The organism is Chlamydiales bacterium, from assembly GCA_041395025.1.
Lineage (GTDB): Bacteria > Chlamydiota > Chlamydiia > Chlamydiales > JAAKFR01 > JAJACP01.
The window spans coordinates 384,926-404,486 of sequence record JAWLBH010000001.1 but is presented as its reverse complement, the minus strand read 5'-3'; the positions used below and the strand labels follow the sequence as shown (position 1 = coordinate 404,486).

At 35.4% G+C, this 19,561-nt stretch carries 15 protein-coding genes; 6 read left to right on the top strand and 9 right to left on the bottom strand.

Features of this window, described 5'->3' with window-relative positions:
- Positions 1–9 precede the first annotated feature (9 nt).
- Genes R3E91_01815 through R3E91_01800 form a run of 4 tightly spaced genes read right to left on the bottom strand, consistent with a single transcriptional unit; the run spans position 10 to position 7,177 of the window.
- Positions 10–1,716 carry a proline--tRNA ligase gene (locus tag R3E91_01815; protein MEZ5314936.1) on the bottom strand — a complete coding sequence of 569 codons (1,707 nt, stop codon included), beginning with the start codon at positions 1,714–1,716 and terminating at the stop codon, positions 10–12.
- 30 nt (positions 1,717–1,746) lie between these two features.
- The gene (locus R3E91_01810; protein MEZ5314935.1) at positions 1,747–4,629 is read right to left on the bottom strand and encodes an insulinase family protein; all 2,883 of its coding nucleotides are present in this window, start codon (positions 4,627–4,629) and stop codon (positions 1,747–1,749) included.
- Entirely contained in the window at positions 4,626–5,633 is a 1,008-nt protein-coding gene (locus R3E91_01805; GenBank protein MEZ5314934.1) for a 1-acyl-sn-glycerol-3-phosphate acyltransferase, read from the bottom strand. Before R3E91_01805 ends, R3E91_01810 begins: the two co-directional genes overlap by 4 nt.
- The gene (locus tag R3E91_01800) at positions 5,630–7,177 is read right to left on the bottom strand and encodes an Rne/Rng family ribonuclease (protein MEZ5314933.1); all 1,548 of its coding nucleotides are present in this window, start codon (positions 7,175–7,177) and stop codon (positions 5,630–5,632) included. Before R3E91_01800 ends, R3E91_01805 begins: the two co-directional genes overlap by 4 nt.
- A gap of 349 nt (positions 7,178–7,526) precedes the next feature.
- On the opposite strand from R3E91_01800, the gene rpmF reads away from it, so the two are divergent.
- Both rpmF and plsX read left to right on the top strand, forming a co-directional pair.
- On the top strand, positions 7,527–7,709 hold the full coding sequence (gene rpmF / locus R3E91_01795; GenBank protein MEZ5314932.1) for a 50S ribosomal protein L32: 183 nt from the start codon (positions 7,527–7,529) through the stop codon (positions 7,707–7,709).
- Positions 7,710–7,715: 6 nt separating this feature from the next.
- A complete protein-coding gene (plsX, locus tag R3E91_01790) occupies positions 7,716–8,666 on the top strand; it encodes a phosphate acyltransferase PlsX (protein ID MEZ5314931.1) in 951 nt (316 codons plus the stop codon).
- Here plsX and R3E91_01785 read toward each other — a convergent pair.
- The 4 genes from R3E91_01785 to pcnB are packed head-to-tail and all read right to left on the bottom strand — an operon-like array spanning position 8,659 to position 12,731.
- Positions 8,659–9,033: a YchJ family metal-binding protein gene (locus R3E91_01785; protein ID MEZ5314930.1), complete on the bottom strand. Its 375-nt coding sequence runs from the start codon at positions 9,031–9,033 to the stop codon at positions 8,659–8,661. The genes plsX and R3E91_01785 overlap by 8 nt on opposite strands.
- Positions 9,030–10,775, bottom strand: coding sequence for a lipid-A-disaccharide synthase (lpxB, locus tag R3E91_01780; protein MEZ5314929.1), 1,746 nt, complete (start codon positions 10,773–10,775; stop codon positions 9,030–9,032). Before lpxB ends, R3E91_01785 begins: the two co-directional genes overlap by 4 nt.
- Positions 10,772–11,491, bottom strand: coding sequence for a glycosyltransferase family 2 protein (locus R3E91_01775; protein ID MEZ5314928.1), 720 nt, complete (start codon positions 11,489–11,491; stop codon positions 10,772–10,774). The genes lpxB and R3E91_01775 overlap by 4 nt, the downstream gene beginning before the upstream one ends.
- A gap of 52 nt (positions 11,492–11,543) precedes the next feature.
- On the bottom strand, positions 11,544–12,731 hold the full coding sequence (gene pcnB / locus R3E91_01770; GenBank protein ID MEZ5314927.1) for a polynucleotide adenylyltransferase PcnB: 1,188 nt from the start codon (positions 12,729–12,731) through the stop codon (positions 11,544–11,546).
- 394 nt (positions 12,732–13,125) lie between these two features.
- Between pcnB and glmM the strand changes: the two genes are divergently transcribed.
- The 4 genes from glmM to R3E91_01750 are packed head-to-tail and all read left to right on the top strand — an operon-like array spanning position 13,126 to position 18,292.
- Positions 13,126–14,496, top strand: coding sequence for a phosphoglucosamine mutase (glmM, locus tag R3E91_01765; protein MEZ5314926.1), 1,371 nt, complete (start codon positions 13,126–13,128; stop codon positions 14,494–14,496).
- Positions 14,496–16,322, top strand: a complete 1,827-nt coding sequence (gene glmS, locus R3E91_01760) for a glutamine--fructose-6-phosphate transaminase (isomerizing) (GenBank protein ID MEZ5314925.1) — start codon at positions 14,496–14,498, stop codon at positions 16,320–16,322. The genes glmM and glmS overlap by 1 nt, the downstream gene beginning before the upstream one ends.
- Positions 16,323–16,356: 34 nt before the next feature.
- On the top strand, positions 16,357–17,550 hold the full coding sequence (locus R3E91_01755; GenBank protein ID MEZ5314924.1) for an aromatic amino acid transport family protein: 1,194 nt from the start codon (positions 16,357–16,359) through the stop codon (positions 17,548–17,550).
- A gap of 37 nt (positions 17,551–17,587) precedes the next feature.
- The gene (locus R3E91_01750; GenBank protein ID MEZ5314923.1) at positions 17,588–18,292 is read left to right on the top strand and encodes a Bax inhibitor-1/YccA family protein; all 705 of its coding nucleotides are present in this window, start codon (positions 17,588–17,590) and stop codon (positions 18,290–18,292) included.
- Between the two features lie 120 nt (positions 18,293–18,412).
- Here R3E91_01750 and R3E91_01745 read toward each other — a convergent pair whose 3' ends face one another.
- Positions 18,413–19,513 (bottom strand): acyl-CoA desaturase, encoded by a 1,101-nt coding sequence (locus tag R3E91_01745; GenBank protein MEZ5314922.1) that lies wholly within the window; start codon positions 19,511–19,513, stop codon positions 18,413–18,415.
- Positions 19,514–19,561 lie beyond the last annotated feature (48 nt).

Sequence of the window (19,561 nt, the reverse complement as noted above, 5' to 3'; positions counted from 1 at the left end):
TAACCATTCTCAAACATTGAGATTTTTTTGAGCCCAATTCTCTAATTCTTCTATAGAGAGCCATTCTTTGCTTCCTAGCCTTGACTCAATCTCAATTTTCCCTTCATCTGTATACTTTTTGCCAACAATCATTTTATAGGGAATGCCAATAAGATCACTGTCCTTTAATTTAAAACCAAGTCTTTCTTTTCGGTCATCAATTAGAGGATCAAAAGGAGAAAGAATAGTGTAGAGATTTTCAGCAATTTGATTAAGAGAAGTCTCTTTATGATGTGCAGCAGTAATCATAATTTGAAAAGGCGCAATCACTTTTGGCCAGATAATGCCCTTCGTATCATGGGATTGTTCTACGCACGCAGCTGCTAAACGATCAATTCCAATGCCATAGGTTCCCATCCAGATAGGTTCCATCTCACCGTGTTCACTACGATAGAATCCTCCGAGTTTTTCTGTATACTTAGTGCCAATATTGAAGATATGCCCGACTTCAATTCCTCGTTGAGATTGATAGACCCCTGTTGGAACATTAGGGCAGAGATCCCCCTCTTCTGCAAGTAGAAAATCATCAAAATTTGGCTTAGGTAAATCATATTCCCAATTCACATTGAGGTAGTGAATATTTTTTTTGTTCCCAGCACAAATAAAATTTGTCATCGCTTCAGTTGTTTTATCAGCATAGAAAGGGAGCTTAGATTTCAAAGGCCCAATAAATCCAAGAGGAAGATTCGCAACCTTTTTCACTTCATCTTCAGTTGCAAGAAGAACATCAAGAGCTCCAAATTTTTCTTCTAATTTACGTTGATTGACTTGACGATCTCCCCTGATTCCAATGGCAATATACTCCTTTCTATCAGAATAGATGAGCTTATAAACAAGAGTTTTTAAGATTTTCTGTGAATCAACTTTTAAATAGGTCGTAAGTTCTTGAATCGTTTTTATATCAGGAGTTTTTAGGATTTTTTTTTCTTTTAAAATTGTATCGTATGAATAGGTAGGAGGAATAGAATCAGCTGCTTCAACATTCACTGCATAAGCTCCACAAGTCATAATCACATCTTCACCGATATCAGCAATAACTTGAAATTCTTCAGATTTTCCTTTTCCAATTTTTCCACCATGGGCTTGATTGATGATAAATTTAAGTTCTAAATGGTTTAAAATATTTGAATAAGCAAGGCGCATTGCCTGGTACTGTTTCTCCATTTCTTCAGGATTGGAAGAAAATGAGTACCCATCTTTCATCAAAAACTCTTTTCCCCTTATTAATCCAAATCGAGTACGGATTTCGTCACGAAATTTATTTCCAATCTGATAGAGATTGCATGGCAGATCCCTATAACTAGTAATCCAACTGGAGGCAAGAGCAACGGAAATCTCTTCATGAGTTGGTGCTAGACAATAAGGATGCCCTTCGCGATCTTGAATCGTATATAGGAGATTTTCAGATATATAATCATCCCAACGTCCACTTTTTTTCCAATAATGAGCAGGATGTAACATCGGGAACGCAAGCTCCTGAGCTCCAGTCTTATCAAGCTCATATCGGATAATTTTAAGAAGCTTTTTAATCACTCGCAACATCAGAGGAGTATGTATATAAATACCTTTCCCAATTCTTTTAATATATCCTCCTCTTTCAAGGAGTTGATGCGAAATAGCTTCAGCATCACTTGGAGATTCTTTGAATGTTTTAGAAAAAAGATCAGTTCTTCTCATAAATTACTTCTGGGGTCTTTAAATTTCTCACTAAGGAAATAGATCAGATGAAGATCTGATCTTGACGGGATTACAAATCTCTTTAGGATGGATAATTTCTTTATATAACAGTCCTCCTTTTAAAGGATGAGGAGCATTGACGAAAATTGCTAATCGATGAAGGTTGTCTTTACCAAGACAGGTAGAGGTATAGTTAAGAAACTCCTCATAAGTGAGTTCTGCAATAGCTTCTTTGCGTCTTTCTAGCCATTCAAATTCACCATCATAATCAAAAGCAAGTGTATGGAGTATTTCACCCATTTTAGAAAGACTTTCTGCTGGATATTCTAGTTTTTGAATCAAAGCAGTTTGAATGGATTTAAATCGCTCTTTTGGAATCACACTTTCTTTGAGATGTTGCATAGTTGATTCAAGAAAAAGTTCAAAACGTGCTAGAAGATCTCGATTATCGTGAGAGCTTGATTGGATGGCAAAAAAGGTGTAAAGATGACGTTCAATTTCTTGTGACCAATTTGCTACTAAGTAGGCAGTTTGTTGGCGTGTACGTAGTTCGGTGAAAAATGGTTCTTCGAGCCCTTTTGAGAGAATTTCTTGAGCAGCACCTCTTTTAAATGTAAATGTTCCACAATCAACAGTTAAAATTAATGCATTTGCAGGATGTTGACCGTTTAAAATAAGAAAAGAAGGAGATTCATGACTAGGTAGTCCTAATAATTCCTTTTTTGGATGATCGTCTAGAGGAAATGGCTTGCCTGGCAAGTATGTTTCGAACATTTTCCAAACGATTGTATTGGCTCTATTACCATAAAGCATCCCTTCTATATAAACCTTTTCAAATAGTTGATTGCAAAATAAGTTAAACTGATCAAAATCTATTTTTTTCAAAGCAGTAATTCTTTCATTCAAGCCAGCATAGTTTTTATATAAAATACTTGAAAGTAGTTCACTTCCTTGTTTTAAGGGATTAATATTGGCTTGATTAAAATACTCTCGCATGAGTTGGTCTTGATAGATAAGAAATTGTTCATTAGATAGTTGAATCGTTTTCATGGTAGAGAGAATTTTATCGAGCAGAATATCTAGCTTATCAATATATCCAGTTAGTCTAAGTTCAATTTGATTTTGTGCGGTTTTAAGTGAATAGTGGAGGCCAGCAAGCATTGCTTCATAAGCGGTGGAATTGAGGTATTCATTCACTGCGTGACAATAAAGATCAGCTAAAGCGAGATAAGTCGGATTAACTGCAGAGACAATAGGAGTTTTTATGTTAAAAGACCAAGAAATTTCAGGAACAAGATAGCGTGTGTCTTTACATTCATAAATTTTGCCTTTTGGAGAATCAATAATCAAATAGGGGATAGGTAAAGATGTTTCATCTTCTACTATTCCATCAATTTTCATTGATTCAGGTAAAAATGGGTTGGGTCGGGGAATAGAAATACAAGAATGTGTGTTGGATAATGCCCATTTTTCAATTTTTTCCTTTTCAATAGGATGCACTGTATAATCCACTCCCATCCATTTTTCTTTTAGTGTCATTTTTTGTTTTGTCAAATCAGGCGAGGCAATTAGGGTGAATTGACAACGATGAGGAGTAAGATAGTCTATGAAATTTCGAATCCTATCTGGATTATATCGATGTGGGAAAAGTGTTTGGTCTGGGAAAGTCTCTATCGGTTCATCAATGAGTTGCGTAGCTAAATCACTCACAAGTTCGAAAACTTTTTCTCGTGATTGAAATCTATATTTTAGTTTTTCTAATAGAATGATTTCGTCGAATAAATAGTGAGGAATTCCTGCTTTACGTAAATTTGCAATCGCTTGGAAACAGCGCTCGATCACTGTTTCATAATTTTGCACTCCATGTTTTGTTAAATGGATTGAAAGGGTAAATAAACTTTGGTCTTTTCCCGCTTTCATATTTCCTGAGCTAAGAGATTCTGCTAAGTTTTCTTGTTTGAGTTGATTGAGTAAGCTTGTGTTTCCTTCATGGCCAAGAACATGACTAATTAGTTTATCAGTGTGGTATTCAAGATCTTTCCCAAAAAATTGAGGGACTTCCCAACTCATTTCTAACACCTGCAAATCTTGTATCGGATTAATAAAGACTATTTTGCCTAACTGATCTGATTGGAGAAGAGGTTCGGAAAAAGAGAGGGGAGAAAGGTTATTATTTTTAATTTTTGAAAAAATATCTACAACTTGATTTTCTAGAGAATCTAGTTCTTCTGAAGCATATACTACTAGATGCATCAGATGAGCGCTATAGTGAGATTGATACCATGTATTTAATTCATTTTTTGAAATATCTAATAATGTATCGTGATTGCCAATGCAAAATTGATGAAAAGGATGGTGATTATTTGCTAATTCTTTTTTTACATATAAGAGTCGCCAAGGATCAAGTGACAGGTCTTTACAAAATTCTTGATGGATAGCTTTTGATTCACGCTTGATACCAGAATGGTTAAAAAGAGGAGCAATAAAAAATTGTCCAAAACGATCAAGGGCTTCTGAAAATCCTTTATTGTTCAGCGAAAACATATACACTGTACGATCAGCCATAGTAAAAGCATTTCTTGATCCTCCATTTTCATTGAGATAACGGCTATATCCCTCTTCTTCTGGGTATTTTTCTGTTCCAAGAAAAAGCATATGTTCCACAAAATGTGCCATTCCAGGGCGATTTTCGGGATCATCCCAGCTTCCAACAGCAATAGCTAATGCAGCCCCTGATTCTTTGGTATAAGGATCGGAAATCAAAAGAGCCTCGAGTTGATTCTCTAATCGAATTTTTCGAGTTTTTCTTTGAGATAGCACTGGGGTTTCTATTTTTAGAGCTGATTTATCTTCAAGAATTTCATAACAAAAACCCGGAGTAAATAGAAGCAGGATTATTAGTATCTTATTCATTTTAAGAATCCTCGCTTAATTGTTGCATAATTTTCTCTAATTACATTCCAAATATATATTGCACGAGCTCTTCTTTTTGCATGTCTATTTTGCCTATCTGCATCTCCAAGACAACCAAGTTGCATTTCATCTCCAAAGTAAAAAAAAATTCCTTTTCGTTTTGCCCACCGTGGCTCACCAATCTCTTTTTCAATTTTTGGAGGAGGAGGAAGAATCTCAAAGGTAGCTAAAGCAAGAGGATAAAAATGCGCAGGTCTCTTAGCTTGTTTTGCAATTAATCGGAAAATTTCAATACTATGGGGATCAAAGGAAGCAATCTCAATTTCTCCATCAAGGTTTCGACGATCGCGCCCCCCACTGGGGGCTACATAGATACATTTTCCACCCTGGCAGAAAAGCTCTTTTAATCGTTTCATTGTTCTTTGATTGTAATGTTGTTTCTCAGCTTTCTTTTCAGGTGGGTTATCAATATGTCTTTTGGAGTAGATACATAATAAATTACATCCCATGCTAAAAGGAATCGCCATAGGATCAGAAACTACTCTATTACCAGCTACAAAAATAACTTCACCAGCAAATTCGGGATAAGTCTCTTCAAGAGCAAGACTCATCAATTGAGGATCAACCTCAGTTTGATGATTGGCAAACAGAATAATATTATCTCCTTGTTCAAGCTGTTGAGTCATTTTTTTTACATTTTCAATTTTAAATATTCGACTCTTTTTTTTATTCACAAGAGGGCGTAAAAAATCCATTCCAAACTTGTAGTAATTGTAAGGTTTAGTGATCTTTTTATGGAAAGATTCGAATTGATAAGGATGTGCAATTTGTTCAGTTACAAATTGAAGAAAAGATTCAAAAATCGACTCGTAATCCATCATATCTAGATGATCAGTTTGCAAAGCATGAACATAGCTCTTATAAAGACTTGCAATCGTCCTATAGTTTTTTTCATCAACAGCTTTTGTCTCATATGCTGTTTTGAGTTTCTCAAGAAATGTCATACTTCTATTATTTGGTTTGTTAAGGTCGAAATTATTTGAAAATCATTGATATGAAGGGAATCAGATTCTTTAAAATCAAGTGTCGCTTTTAATTGCTTTGCAAAAGCAAGTAAATAAGAAAGATTTCCTTCTTGTTTCATATATTTATGTAATTCTGGATGCAATATAAGAAGAAGCCTATATTGGTTGTATTGCAAAATGACTTTTTTCAAAGTTCGCTCAATTTCAATCATTGTGCTTTCATGATTTTTAATCAAAGCGCTTCCATGACAATAGGGACAAGCTGTAAACATCGTTTGAATGAGTGATTCGCGACTTCTTTGACGTGTCATTTCAATGAGACCAAATTCACTCATACTCAAAATGGTACATTTAGCTGGATCTTGTTTCATTGATTCTCTCAGTTGCTCTAACACACGTCTTTGGTTTTTTCTCATCTTCATATCGATAAAATCGATAATTATCAGCCCACCAATGTTTCGCAAACGCAGTTGACGAGGAATCTCCTCAGCTGCTTCTAGATTAATACGCACAAGGGTTTCTTCAACATTCCCCTCACCTGAGGTAGTACTCCTTCCTGAATTCACATCAATTGTAAACATGGCTTCGGTTCTATCAAAATAGAGGTAGCCACCACTTGCAAGCCAAATTTTTCTACGAAGAGCCTTTTCTATTTCACGTTCGATGTTGAATCTTTCAAACATAGGAACTTTATCTCTGTAGTATTCAATCCTTAATGGATATTCAAAATTGAAGTTCTTATAGATTTTTTTACATTTCTGATAGGTAGCATAGTCATCTACCAGTAAACGATTATATTTTTTATCAACACAAGTAATGACTGCTCTTTTTAAAATATCAGATTCTTCATAAAGAAGATTTGGATGAGAAGATTGATGAAATTTTTCTATTATTTGTTGCCATAAATTGAGTAGTTCATGGGCTTCATTAACAAGTAGATCAGTGGTTGCATAGCTACTCGCTGTTCGGCAAATCAAGCCCATATCGTGAGGCATTTCAAATGCTCGAATGAGTTTTTTGAGTTCATCACGAATGTCGGTATCTTCGATCTTCCGTGAGACTCCACGATGAGGAGAATTAGGGAGTAAAACAAGATAACGACCAGCAATTGAAATATTGGATGTAAGACGAGCCCCTTTTGAGCCAATTGGTTCTTTGACCACTTGTACAAGGACAGGTTGGTCAATTTTTAGTACTTCAGTAATATCTAATTGTTTCTGTTTACCTACATCTAGAGATTGAATATCGTAGTCAAGATCAAAATCCATATCAAACATGCGTTCGAATTTTTTCGTATTTTCAAGGATATCAGACATATGAATGAATCCATTTTCTCCTTCATTGATATTGATAAAAGCTGATTGAATATTATGAAGGACATTCGTCACCTGACCGCGGTAAATATTACCCGTCAGTTGCCGTGTCTTCTTTCTTTCTAAAATTAGATCTTGAAGTTGACCATTTCTTAGGTGTGCGTAGCGAATTTCTTTAGATTCCACATTGAGAAGAACATCATCATCCATTGGTTTACCTTAAAAATCGGCAGGAATAAAAGAAACCTGGATTGAAACAATGCATCACTTTGTATAGGAAGGGAAAAACCAATTTTTTTTTCTAATCTTTGAAGCCTTTTCAGGGATAGTCTCAGAAGCTCTTTTATTCCAAACATTTCGATAAATATTTCATTGAACTTCTTTTTAGTCTAATTTAATCTCTTGAAATTTTCCATAAAAAACTAGCTCTAAAAACCATTTTCTATTAAATTTATCTGCTGGATAGAGGGGAGGTGAGATGTTATCTCTCATCCTATGAAGTTTTGGAAGTTATTTTCAAAATAAAGTTACATTAATTTTTTTCTAGGAGTTAGGAAAAATGGCAGTGCCAAGATCACGGTTGAGTAATCAGCGTAAAAACACCAGGCGTGCTCATCATGAAAAAAAAGCCAAAAATATAGCCACTTGTTCAAATTGCGGGAGTCCTCGCCTCTCTCATCGTGTTTGTTCTTCTTGTGGATTTTATAATAATCGTTTGGTAATCAATAGGGAAGAGGAATAAGACTTTTTGGATCTACGCTTAGGAGTGGATTTAATGGGAGGTGATCAGGCTCCCGACGTAATTTTTAAAGCCATACTTGATGTTGCAAGAAAAACAAAATATTACTTAGTGGTTTTAGCTACTCGTCCTTTTTGTTCCTTATTTGCTCAAAATGCACATCCTCGAATCGAATTTCTAACAACCGAGGAAAGTATTGAAATGGGTGAGTCCCCTCTTCTTGCGATTCGTCGTAAAAAAAATTCCTCTATGTCTGTTGGTATGCGTCTACTTAAGAAAGGAGAAGTAGACGCTTTTATATCTGTTGGCAATACAGGAGCTCTAGTAGGAACAGCCATCCATTATTTAGGTACTTTTCCTGGAGTGGAGAGACCAGCATTGTTAGTTACAATGCCTACTGCAAAAGAAAAGATTGTTGTTCTTGATGTTGGAGCAAATATGATGGCGAAACCATGTCAAATTGTATCATATGCTAAGATGGGTGCCATATATCAGCAGTGTTATCAAGGATTAAAAAATCCTATGATTGGGCTTCTTAATATCGGTGTTGAAGAGGAAAAAGGAAGAAAAGAGACAAAAGAGACATATCGTCTTTTACAAACAGCTTTTCAAAATTGTTTTCTTGGAAATATTGAAGGTCATGAAGTCTTTAGAGGAGAGATAGACGTTCTTGTCACGGACGGTTTTACAGGAAACATTTTTTTGAAAACATCGGAAGGTGTTTCAAGTTTCTTAGCGAATTATCTTGGGAAGCAATTTAATGTTCCAGAAATTGTCGCTCATCTCAATCAGAAATTTAATTATTCGAAACATCCAGGAGCTTTTCTTTGTGGTCTTAATGGTTTAGTGATTAAATGTCATGGTAATTCTGACCATCAAGCTTTAATGAATGGAATTTTAGGAGCAGCTGATTTAATAGAAAGAGGGGTCTTTGATCAGATGAAAAAGGCTCTTATTTGATAAAAACTGCTCCTTTATAACGCCATTCACCATCTTCTTTCTTAAATTCACTCTTCTCAATGAAAGATTCATCATGATTTAATTGTGCTTGAAATGTGACAAAACAATCTTCTAAATCTAGAATGGTTAGATTAATAAATGCGTATTTTTTTGAAAAAGCGAAAATTCTACTTCTCCATTCTTTAAGAGAACTCATTTGATCTGGATGAGAAGAGTGGGTGGTTTCAATAATATAATCGACATTTTTTAGAGCATAGGCGCTGTATCTTGCGCGCATTAAGGCAATTGGTTTTAATGGAGATTGGCCATTGTGATAAGGCTTGCAGCAAGCTCTGTATTCTTTCCCACTATGACAAGGACATTTCATGTAATCAAACTCTTAATAATTTGGGCAGCTTTTTCGCTAGCATTATAGTCTGAAAGATGAGAGGTCAATTCTCTGCAAGCTTCATAACATTGCTTAGGGTTAAGAGATTTTAATGCTCTGGTAATCTTATCTATAGAAAGTTTTCTATCGATAAATTCTGGATAAACGTGACGTTTGCAGATAATATTGACGAGGTTATAAAATTGAAGATCAATGCGAAAGATGTAGCGACCCATTAAATAGTTCATAGGAGTAAGTTTATAGATGACGACTGTTGGCAGAGCATGTAATCCTATCTCCAATACAATTGTCCCACAAGTCGCTAAAGCTAGTGTAGCAGCTTGCATTAAATCATAACGCTTGTCTTGTGGAACAAGATGCGCTTTAGATCCAGTATGTTTTTTAATTTCTTTGATAAGATAGGGGTGAGCTACAGAAATACAAGGAATGAAATCAGGAAATTGTTTTGCAACCTCCCATTGAATAGGAAGATTTAAGGCAATTTCCTGTCGGCGACTTCCAGGAAAAATTGCTAAAATTGGTTGATCTTTAGGGAATAAAATTGGTGGTTGATAAATATGAGATTTGATAGCAGATACGAGAGGGTGACCGACATAGGTAACTGGAAGCGAAGTATGGTTAAAGTATTCTTTTTCAAAAGGAAGAATTGAAAGAAGACTATCTAAAGTCTTTACAAGAGTTTTTATTCTTCCTTTTCTCCAAGCCCAAATCGAAGGGGAAACATAGTGGATCAATTTTCCTGCATAGCCTTTCTTGCGCAATTTTTTTGCAAGATGCATATTGAAATCAGGATAGTCAATAAGAACAACAGCAATGGGTTGCATCTTTAGGATTTGATTGCTAATTTTTATTAGATTTAAATAGATGAGAGGGAGTCTTTTAATGACATCTGAAAAACCCATGACTTGAAAGAGTTCCATGGGATAGGTGATATTCATTCCTGCATCAGACATCAGTGGTCCTCCAACACCAGTGATAATGAGGTTGGATTGATTTTTTTTTAGTGTTTTAACTAATTGGGCACCTAAAACATCACCACTGGGTTCTCCAGCAAATATAAATAGATCTTTTCCTATTTTATAGTTAGGCTTTATCAGCATAAGATTACGGATATAAGGCAAAAGGCCAAAGCCATAGCCTATGATATTGACAGGGTCTGCTAAGCGGATAAAATATACTAAGGAGAGAGAAGCACCTGATAAACTCATCCACCAAAATGGCTTTCCTAAACAACTTGTTTGATGTTTTTCAGCTAGCCACCATTGCAACCAAAAACGACTCGTAAAAAGAAACATTCCAAGATACCCAACCAAATGCCAAGCAAAATTAGGTGGATTAAGGTGATTTTTATACCAAGAAATTTTAGGAGGAGACATCCAGACATCTTGTTGGGCAAAAACCAAGGAAATAATCACAATTGCAAGGCTCATAATTGCAAAAGTTTTTTTTTGTGAGAGAGAATTAGAATGCATAAGGTTGAGATTACGCCAGGCAATGACTCCATTCAATGCTTGAATTAGGCAAACAGGATATTGCAGTTGAATGAATCCATGGATTGACATGATTCCGTTTGCGATAAGGGAAATCCTCCAGAAAGAGGGAGAGAGGATACTTTCTCCTTTTCTTTCACTCTGTATCCACTGAAAAAATACTCGGAACCCAAATAAACAATTTGCAATCAAGCCAAGAGGATAAAAAAGAGAGCGAAGTGTATCAGTCATTGTTTATAAGAAATTTCTTCACTTAATTTATAATTGAGCGCGCGGTGGCGCATCCATCGAACAGCTAGCATATCAAGTAAAGGATCGATTGCACGATTAAAAAAATGATACTTAGTTATTCCTTTAGTGCGTGGGCGGTGATTAACAGGAATTTCTTTAACTCGAAATCCTTCAATTTTGAAAAGAGCTGGTAAAAAGCGATGCATCCCTTTATACATTTTGATTTGCTGTAGAGCTGTTTTTCTATAGACTTTTAATGAACATCCTGTGTCATGTATTCCATCTTTGCAAACACGACTACGCACCCAATTAGAGAGGTAAGAAATCCCCCTTTTTTTCCAAGAATCGCGTCTATTTACCCTCCAACCTACGACAAGTTCACAATCAGTCATAGCTGCAATGAGTTTTGGAATATCTGAAGGGTCGTTTTGTCCATCTCCGTCGAGTGTAATCACTAGATCTCCATTTGCTGCTTTAAACCCTGCAAGAAAAGCAGCTGACTGTCCAAAATTTTGAGCAAATGCTAGAACACGTAAATAGGGTTTTGTTTTACATAAATCTTTTAATATTAGCAAACTAAGATCCTTAGAACCGTCATCAATAAAAATCAGTTCCCAAGGGTCTCCTATTTTTTTCATAATACATTCAATTTCGTAGATGAGATCTCGGATATTTTCTTCTTCGTCTTGAACAGGAATCACAATTGAATAGTGCATAATTTCTACCTAAAAGAATTTTTTCAGAAGTTTGAATATTCAGATAAAGAAATCATGGATTTTTTTTTTCATGTTCTCTTTTTAAAACAGATTTCCATTTTCTATAGATTTTGAAAAGACTAGGATTAATCAGGGCACGAATTTTTAAAAATACTAAAGCATAGAAAAACTCTTTTTGTTTTGCCACGCGGTGGTGAGACTGTTTTTTTTTGAGACTGAATCTATACTGTGTGAAAAGGATAAAATGACAACGTATGCGAATTTTTCGAGGAAAATGTGGGTAGGGTTTAAATAATAATTTTTGAATTAATTCATAAGATAGATTCATTACATCACCCATACTGATTTTTTTTTCTTTTGTTGCAATTTCTTGTTCTAAAATAGGATAAATAAGAGCAGCTGTTAAAACTCCTCTGTCAAGAATAGGGGATGTTGAATCGAGATTTATCGAATCGGCTGTTTTTAAGTAGGTATAGATAAGAGATCCAATCGGCTGCTGAAAATAAGCATCAAGAGGAGGAAATAGAATTTCAAGGAGTTGTGAATCAACCAGCATCCGAAAAAAAGGCTCGGAAGCGCCTGATTCTAACATTCGGAAAATTTCTTCCAACACTCGATTAGGGGAACTTTTGATAATTTCTTTACGACATTCATCTAATGCTTGAAGAATCTCTAAATCAACATTAAAGCCAAAACGAGCACGAAACTTTTGCATACGAATCATACGGACAGGATCTTGTTTAAAACGTAGCTTTGGATCACCTATCATTCTTAAATTATGATTTTTAAGGTCTTCAAAGCCACCAACATAATCAATAATTTTGTGATCCAGAGGGTCATAAAATAATCCATTCATCGTAAAATCACGGCGTAAAACATCCTCTTTTGGTGTTCCCCAGATATTATCTTCAATGATTAGTTCCTGATCAGTTGGATCTCCTGCTCGGAATGTTGATACTTCAATAATATCTTGCCCCAAACGAATATGAGCAAGGCGAAATCGACGCCCAATTAATAAGCAGTGTTTTTTAAATAAGATTTTGATTTCATTAGGTTTAGCTGAAGTAGAGATATCAAAATCTTTGGGTTTTTTTCTCATAAGTAGATCACGTACTCCTCCTCCAACAAGATAGGCAGTATAGCCTGCTTGATGAAGTTTTTTTAGAACAAAAAGAGCTTTAGGGTCGATCAGTTCATTGCGAATATGATGGTCTCTTATGTTGTAGATTTTTTCTTTCACAGATGAAAATGTTTCTTTCTAGCGATGTTCATGCAATTAAAATGAGACGATTTTATTAATCATAAGCAGGTTTTCTTTGGTTTTTTAAGGAAAAGGCACTATTCCAAATGGGCTGACTATATCCAAAATCTTTCCTCTTGTCTACTGACTTATATTTGAATTTATAGAAGAAAAAAGGTTTTCGATATTTTTCTTAGATAAAAGGGAGATTTTTTAATTTCTTAGTCAATAGTTTAGATTAGTAAAGAAATCAAGATAGTAGATTTGCTAAACTACTTGAAATAGAAATTGATCTATTTATTGTATCGATCATGAATTTGATAAACGTCGATCAATTCTAGAAAGAAATCTTTTTGTTCTGTATGGTTTTATATAAAAGCTATAGGAAAGAGTGATTAAAAGATCTGACTTTAAGTTATTTGGAACTGATGGTGTTAGGGGACGAGCCAACTATTTTCCGATGACTGTTGAGATTGCTCTCATGCTTGGTAAAGCTGTCGCTGTTGTCCTTCGTCGTCATAATGGAAAGCATCGAGTAGTTGTAGGGAAAGATACGCGACTTTCTTGTTATATGTTTGAAAATGCACTTGTAGCAGGCCTAAATTCTATGGGGGTAGATACATTAATAGTAGGTCCACTTCCAACTCCAGCGGTTGCTTTTATTACTCGTGCTTATCGCGCTGATGCTGGGATTGTAATTTCTGCATCACACAATCCTTATCATGATAATGGAATTAAGATTTTTATTTCCGATGGTATTAAATTGCCTGATGAGATTGAACATGAAATGGAAAAGATTATTGCTTTAGGAAATTTCGAAGAGATTCCACCAGATAACGAATTAGGTCGAAATAAGCGCATCGAAGATGCTGGAGGACGGTATATTGAATTTGTAAAAGCTACTTTTCCAAAAGGTAGAACATTAAAAGGCATAAAAATATTTTTAGACTGTGCTAATGGTGCTGCTCATAGAGTTGCTCCTCTTGTTTTTTGGGAGCTAGATGCTGAAGTAGTTGCAATAGGGAATGATCCAAATGGGATTAATATTAATGAAAATTGTGGTGCCTTACACCCATCAGTTATGCAAAAAGGGGTGATTGAGCATAAAGCTAATGTAGGGATCGCTCTTGATGGAGATGGAGATCGAGTGATTATGGTAGATGAACAAGGTCATATCGTCGATGGCGACATAATTTTAGCGATTTGTGCTTATGATTTACAAAATCGAAAAATGTTAAAAAATAATCGCGTTGTTACAACTGTAATGACGAATTACGGAGTCGTTCAGTATTTGAAATCCATTGGAATAGAAGTGATTTTATCAAAAGTTGGTGATCGATATGTAATTCATGATATGCTGAAGTATGATGCTTTTTTAGGGGGAGAACAGAGTGGTCATATGATCTTTCTTGACCATAATACAACGGGGGATGGTATTGTTGCTGCTCTACAGGTTCTAAGGATCATGATTGAAAATGATTCAACTCTTTCGGATTTAGCGGCTTGTGTAAAAAAAATTCCACAAACTCTTATTAATGTTCCTGTTTCAAAAAAACCCTCTTTACACAAGTTAACAAATGTGTGGAAAAAAATTGCAATGATTGAGGAAGAGTTGGGTAAAGAAGGACGAGTGTTGATCCGTTATTCTGGAACTGAAAATCTTTGTCGTGTCATGGTTGAAGGGCCTAAAAAGCATCAAGTAGACCTATTTGCTGAAGAGATTGCAAGAGAAGTTCAACGAGAAATTGGAGTAAAGAAAAAATAGTGTGTGGATTTTTTGGATATATTGGCCCTCAAGAGGCTGTGTCAATTGTGATCGAGGGGATTCGTAGACTTGAATATCGTGGGTATGATTCAGCAGGGATTGCAACGATTAGTGATGGAATGTTACTGTTTGAAAAATCAGTTGGGAAAGTGGCTAAACTTGAAAATTTACTTGCAGATAAGAAATGGGAGGCTCATATAGCTATTGCTCATACCCGCTGGGCAACTCATGGAAAACCTACTCAAGAGAATTCTCATCCTCATTTTGATGCTGAATTAAAATGTGCAGTTGTTCACAACGGGATTATTGAAAATTATGATTCTATTCGTCGTTTGATGGAAAAAAGAGGGGTTATTTTTTATTCTGAAACTGATACAGAAGTCATTTCTCAATTAATTGGTTATCTTTATAAGGGGAATTTTTTACGAGCTGTTCAAAGAGCTGTTAGTCTTCTCTCAGGAGCATTTGCAATTGCTGTTATTCATGAAGACCATCCTGGAGAAATTATATGTGCTGCCCAAGAAAGTCCTCTTGCAGTTGGTATTGGCAAAGGAGAAATGTTTATTGCTTCAGATGCGTTAGCTTTTTTGAAATATACTCGTCGTGCTATCTATCTGCGAGCCTCAGAAGTGGCTCTTGTAACAAAAAATGGAATTCAAGCTTTCGATGCTCGGTTTGAACCAATTGAAAAAGAGTATGAAGATCTTAGTCATGATATTGAAGCAGTATCTAAAGGACATTACCAGCACTTTATGCTTAAAGAGATCGACGAACAGCCTCAGACTTTGCAAAATGCTCTTCTTGCGCGTTTTAGTTGTGAATATGGAACTGCTACTCTTGATGATCTTAATTTTACTGATGAAGAATTACAAAAAATTGATCGAATTATTATTCTTGCCTGCGGAACTTCGCTACATGCTGGGATGATTGCTGCTTATATGTTTGAAGAAAAAGCACGTATTCCAGTCATGGTCGAAATTGCTTCAGAATTTTGCTATAAAAATCCCATTGTGAATGATCACACTCTAGTCATTGTGATTAGTCAGTCAGGGGAAACAGCTGATACACTTGTTGCAATGCGGGAATTGAAAGAAAAAAGAGTAAAAATTTTAGGGATTTGTAATGTTCAAGGTTCGACACTTGCACGTGAAGTTGATAGTTGTTTATTTTTACGTGCTGGTCCTGAAATTGGAGTCGCGGCAACTAAAACTTTCACCAGTCAATTGATCACTCTGTCTCTTCTTGCATTACGTCTTGGAAGAATAAAAGAGATGAGTCAACAAGAAGGAATGCGCTTTATTGAGGCTTTAACTAAAATTCCTAAACAAGCTCAAAAGATTTTAGAAGAAAGCTCTCAAATCATCGAGCTAGCACGGAAGTATGCTGGATATGAAAATTTTTTTTACCTTGGCCGACGCTATATGTATCCCACAGCTATGGAAGGGGCACTAAAACTTAAAGAAATTGCTTATGTGAATGCAAATGGCTATCCAGCAGGAGAAATGAAACATGGACCGATTGCTTTGATCGATGAAATGTGTCCAACGATAGCATTTTGTGCTGACACTTACACTTACCTAAAGATGGTCAGTAATTTGATGGAGGTGAAAGCTCGTCAAGGGAAAATTCTTGCGATTGCCTTTGAAAATTCCTTTGAGGTTGAATCTATTGCTGATGATATAATTTGGATTCCTTCTACTCTTGATGAGTTAGCGCCAATTCTTTCAACAATTGTTAGCCAGCAACTTGCTTATTATATTGCAGAAGAAAGGGGAGCAGAAATTGATTGTCCTCGTAATCTTGCAAAGGCAGTCACAGTTGTATAGTCAATCATTTTTACTTCTTATTTCTTTTTAAACTATGAATTTTTCTAAAGAAGGACATCTTTTTGGAGGAGCTTTATTAGTTGCAGGAACAGCTATTGGAGGGGGGATGTTAGCTTTACCTGTTCTTACCTCTGCAGGAGGGTTTTTTGCGGCAATCTTGATCTATTTTCTCTGCTGGATATTTATGACAATGACAGCCCTGATTTTTATGGAGATTTCTCTTTGGAGTCGAGAAGAGGTCAATATCATCTCTATGGCAGAAAATATGCTTGGAATGCCAGGAAGAATCATCACTTGGTTTCTCTATCTTTTTCTTTTTTATTCCCTGACAGTGGTCTATATTTCGGGAGGGGGGAGTTTGGTCAAGGATGTATTGTCTTCCATGGGGCATAGTCATATTCCTATTAGGATAAGCCCCTTGATTTTTGTTTTAATTTTTGCCCCTTTTGTTGTCTTTGGTGCAAAGGCTGTTGATAGGATTAATAAAATTCTCATGGTTGGGTTGATTTTCTCTTTCTTTCTTTTTCTTTTTTTTGGATTTAGTCATATAAAATGCCATCTTCTAAAGCGTTTTGATTTTCCTTTAGCTCTACCAGCTATCCCCGTTGTTTTGACTTCTTTTGGTTTTCAAGGGATTGTTCCTACTTTAACTCACTATCTTGGTAGAGACTCTCTTCGTGTCAAAAAAGCTATTATACTTGGAAGCTTAATCCCTCTAATCACTTATATCCTCTGGGAAGGATTAATTCTTGGAATCATCGATCAAACAGGATTAGAACAAGCTCGAGAGATGGGTCAGTCTGCAGTTTCACCTTTAAAGATGATCATCCAATCTTCTTGGCTCTATCTTGTTGTAGAATTTTTTGCATTTTTTGCCATTGTCACTTCATTTTTAGGTGTTACACTTAGTTTACTAGATTTTTTAGCTGATGGACTTAAAGTGAAAAAAACTCTATTAGGACGGTCTCTTCTTGCTTGTTTGATTTTTTTACCTCCTCTTGTTTTTGCTATGATTGATCCTTCTATTTTTTTAGTTGCTCTTAAATATGGCGGAGGGTTTGGATGTGTTTTACTTCTTGGACTTCTCCCTATTCTTATGGTTTGGCGAGGTCGTTATAGACTACTGTATAAAAGCACTTATACTCTTTTTGGTGGTCGCTTTATTCTTTTGCTTTTATTCTTTTTTGTTATTTTTGAATTGATTCTTATGTTGGTCAAAATTAATTAAAAAGGTACAATGATGCAAAGTAAAAAAGGAGTTTCTTATGCACAAGGGATATATTCAAGATGCAAGTGCTGTTGGAACCTTTTCAACGCGTGTTTACGGTTGGATGGCGATTGGCCTTGGATTAACTGCTTTTGTCGCTTATTTTCTGTATGAAAGTGCTCTTTATATCAAGCTTATGCCTTTCTGGTGGGTCTGGGCATTTGCAACTTTTGGCATTGCTATGGGGATTAATTTAGGTCTAAAACGCCTTTCTATTGGCAGTGTGATAGGGCTTTTCTTAGCTTATGCGACTTTTGAAGGGATTTTATTCGGGACAATTCTTCCTGCCTTTGCTGCGGCTTTTGGTGGACAAGTGATCTGGTCAGCTTTTTTAACTGCTTCAGCAGTTTTTGGTATGGCAATGTGTTATGGGATTTTTACAAAAAATGATTTAACTAGTTTGGGCCGTATCCTGACTTTTGGTTTAATTGGACTTATTGTAGTGACTTTTCTTTATATGATTCTTTCATTTTTTATTCCCATGCAGTGGGCTCATCTTTTTATCAGTTATTTAGGTTTGATTATCTTTGTTGGTTTGACTGCTTATGATGCCCAAACGATTCGACAATTTAGTATGGAAGTAGATATTAAATCAGTTGCTTCTTATAAATTGTCAATGATTATGGCTCTTAAGATGTATATCAATGTCATTATGATTTTTTGGTATTTGCTACAAATTTTTTCATCTGGTAATAAACGTTAATTTATCACTGATATTTTTTTTATTTACATCATTTCAAAGAGAAAAGACCTAGCGGTCTATCTCTTTTTTATATTTCTTTAAATTTAGATGATCTTTGACCTCTTCTTTCAGAGAAGAGGTTTAAGTATTTAGAATTTCTCTTGATAAGAGCTTCCATTGTTTCCAATCTTCTTTTAAGCTCGCATGCAGACAATAAAGCTCATAGTGAATTTTGGATGTGATTGCAGGTTGTTTAAATTTATCCAATTCCTTGTAAAGGTGGGTAAAGTTCATGATTTTCTCAAGTATTTTACTCGCAATGATTTCAACTTGGCTGGTGAGTTCTTCTTGTCTAACGTAATCTATGTTATGAATTTTTTTTAAAAGTAGGGCTTTACGCTCAATAACCATGCGTTTTTTAATCGTTAGTTGATCAACTTGCTTTAAGTCTCTGACTAGCTTTAATTTTGAAAGAATCCATATTATCCATTTAGTCGGATCAAAATGGTACCATTTTACACCGTTTCTATAGTCTTTAGGAAAGACATGGTGATAGTTATGATATCCTTCTCCAAAAGTTAGAAAAGAGAGAATTAGGTTATTCACTGCCGTCTGTTCTTGGCAAAAAGGTTTGTTTCCCCATGTATGAGCAAGAGAGTTGATAAACCAAGTCAAATGATGAAGAATAAAAATTCTTAGAGCAACAGCAATAAAAAAAGAGCCTATGTAATCATTAAGTAACCAACCCATCACAATCCAAACAAGAAAGTTTGTTCCAAACATAAAGAAAAAAATCAATTTGTCCTGAAACATCACTCGTGGATTTTTTATTAAATCACTTACAAGCTTCTCTTCAATCGGTCGAGCTTTTTCAAGCATCCATAAAAAATGAGCATACAAAAATCCTTTTTTAATTGAATAAGGGTCTTTTTCTGTGTCTACGTAAGCATGGTGAAGACGATGTTCGTACGCCCATCTGAGAGCACTGCCTTCCATTGCCATCCCTCCAAAAAAAAGTAGCAGAGATTCAATCAATGGGTGAGCTTTATAAGTTCGATGGGAAAAATAACGGTGATAGCCTCCTGTGACACTAATTCCAGTGATGAAAAGGAGAATAATTGATAGAACAATTAAAACAGCACTGGGTTGCATATAATAAAAATAAAAAGGAAGGGAAAAAATCAGAAGAAGCTGATAGGAGATTAAAAATAGAGATATTCTCCAGTCGAAGGATTTGTTCATCTAGGACTCCTAATTTATGGACAAAAAAACTATTGTACCAAAAAGATA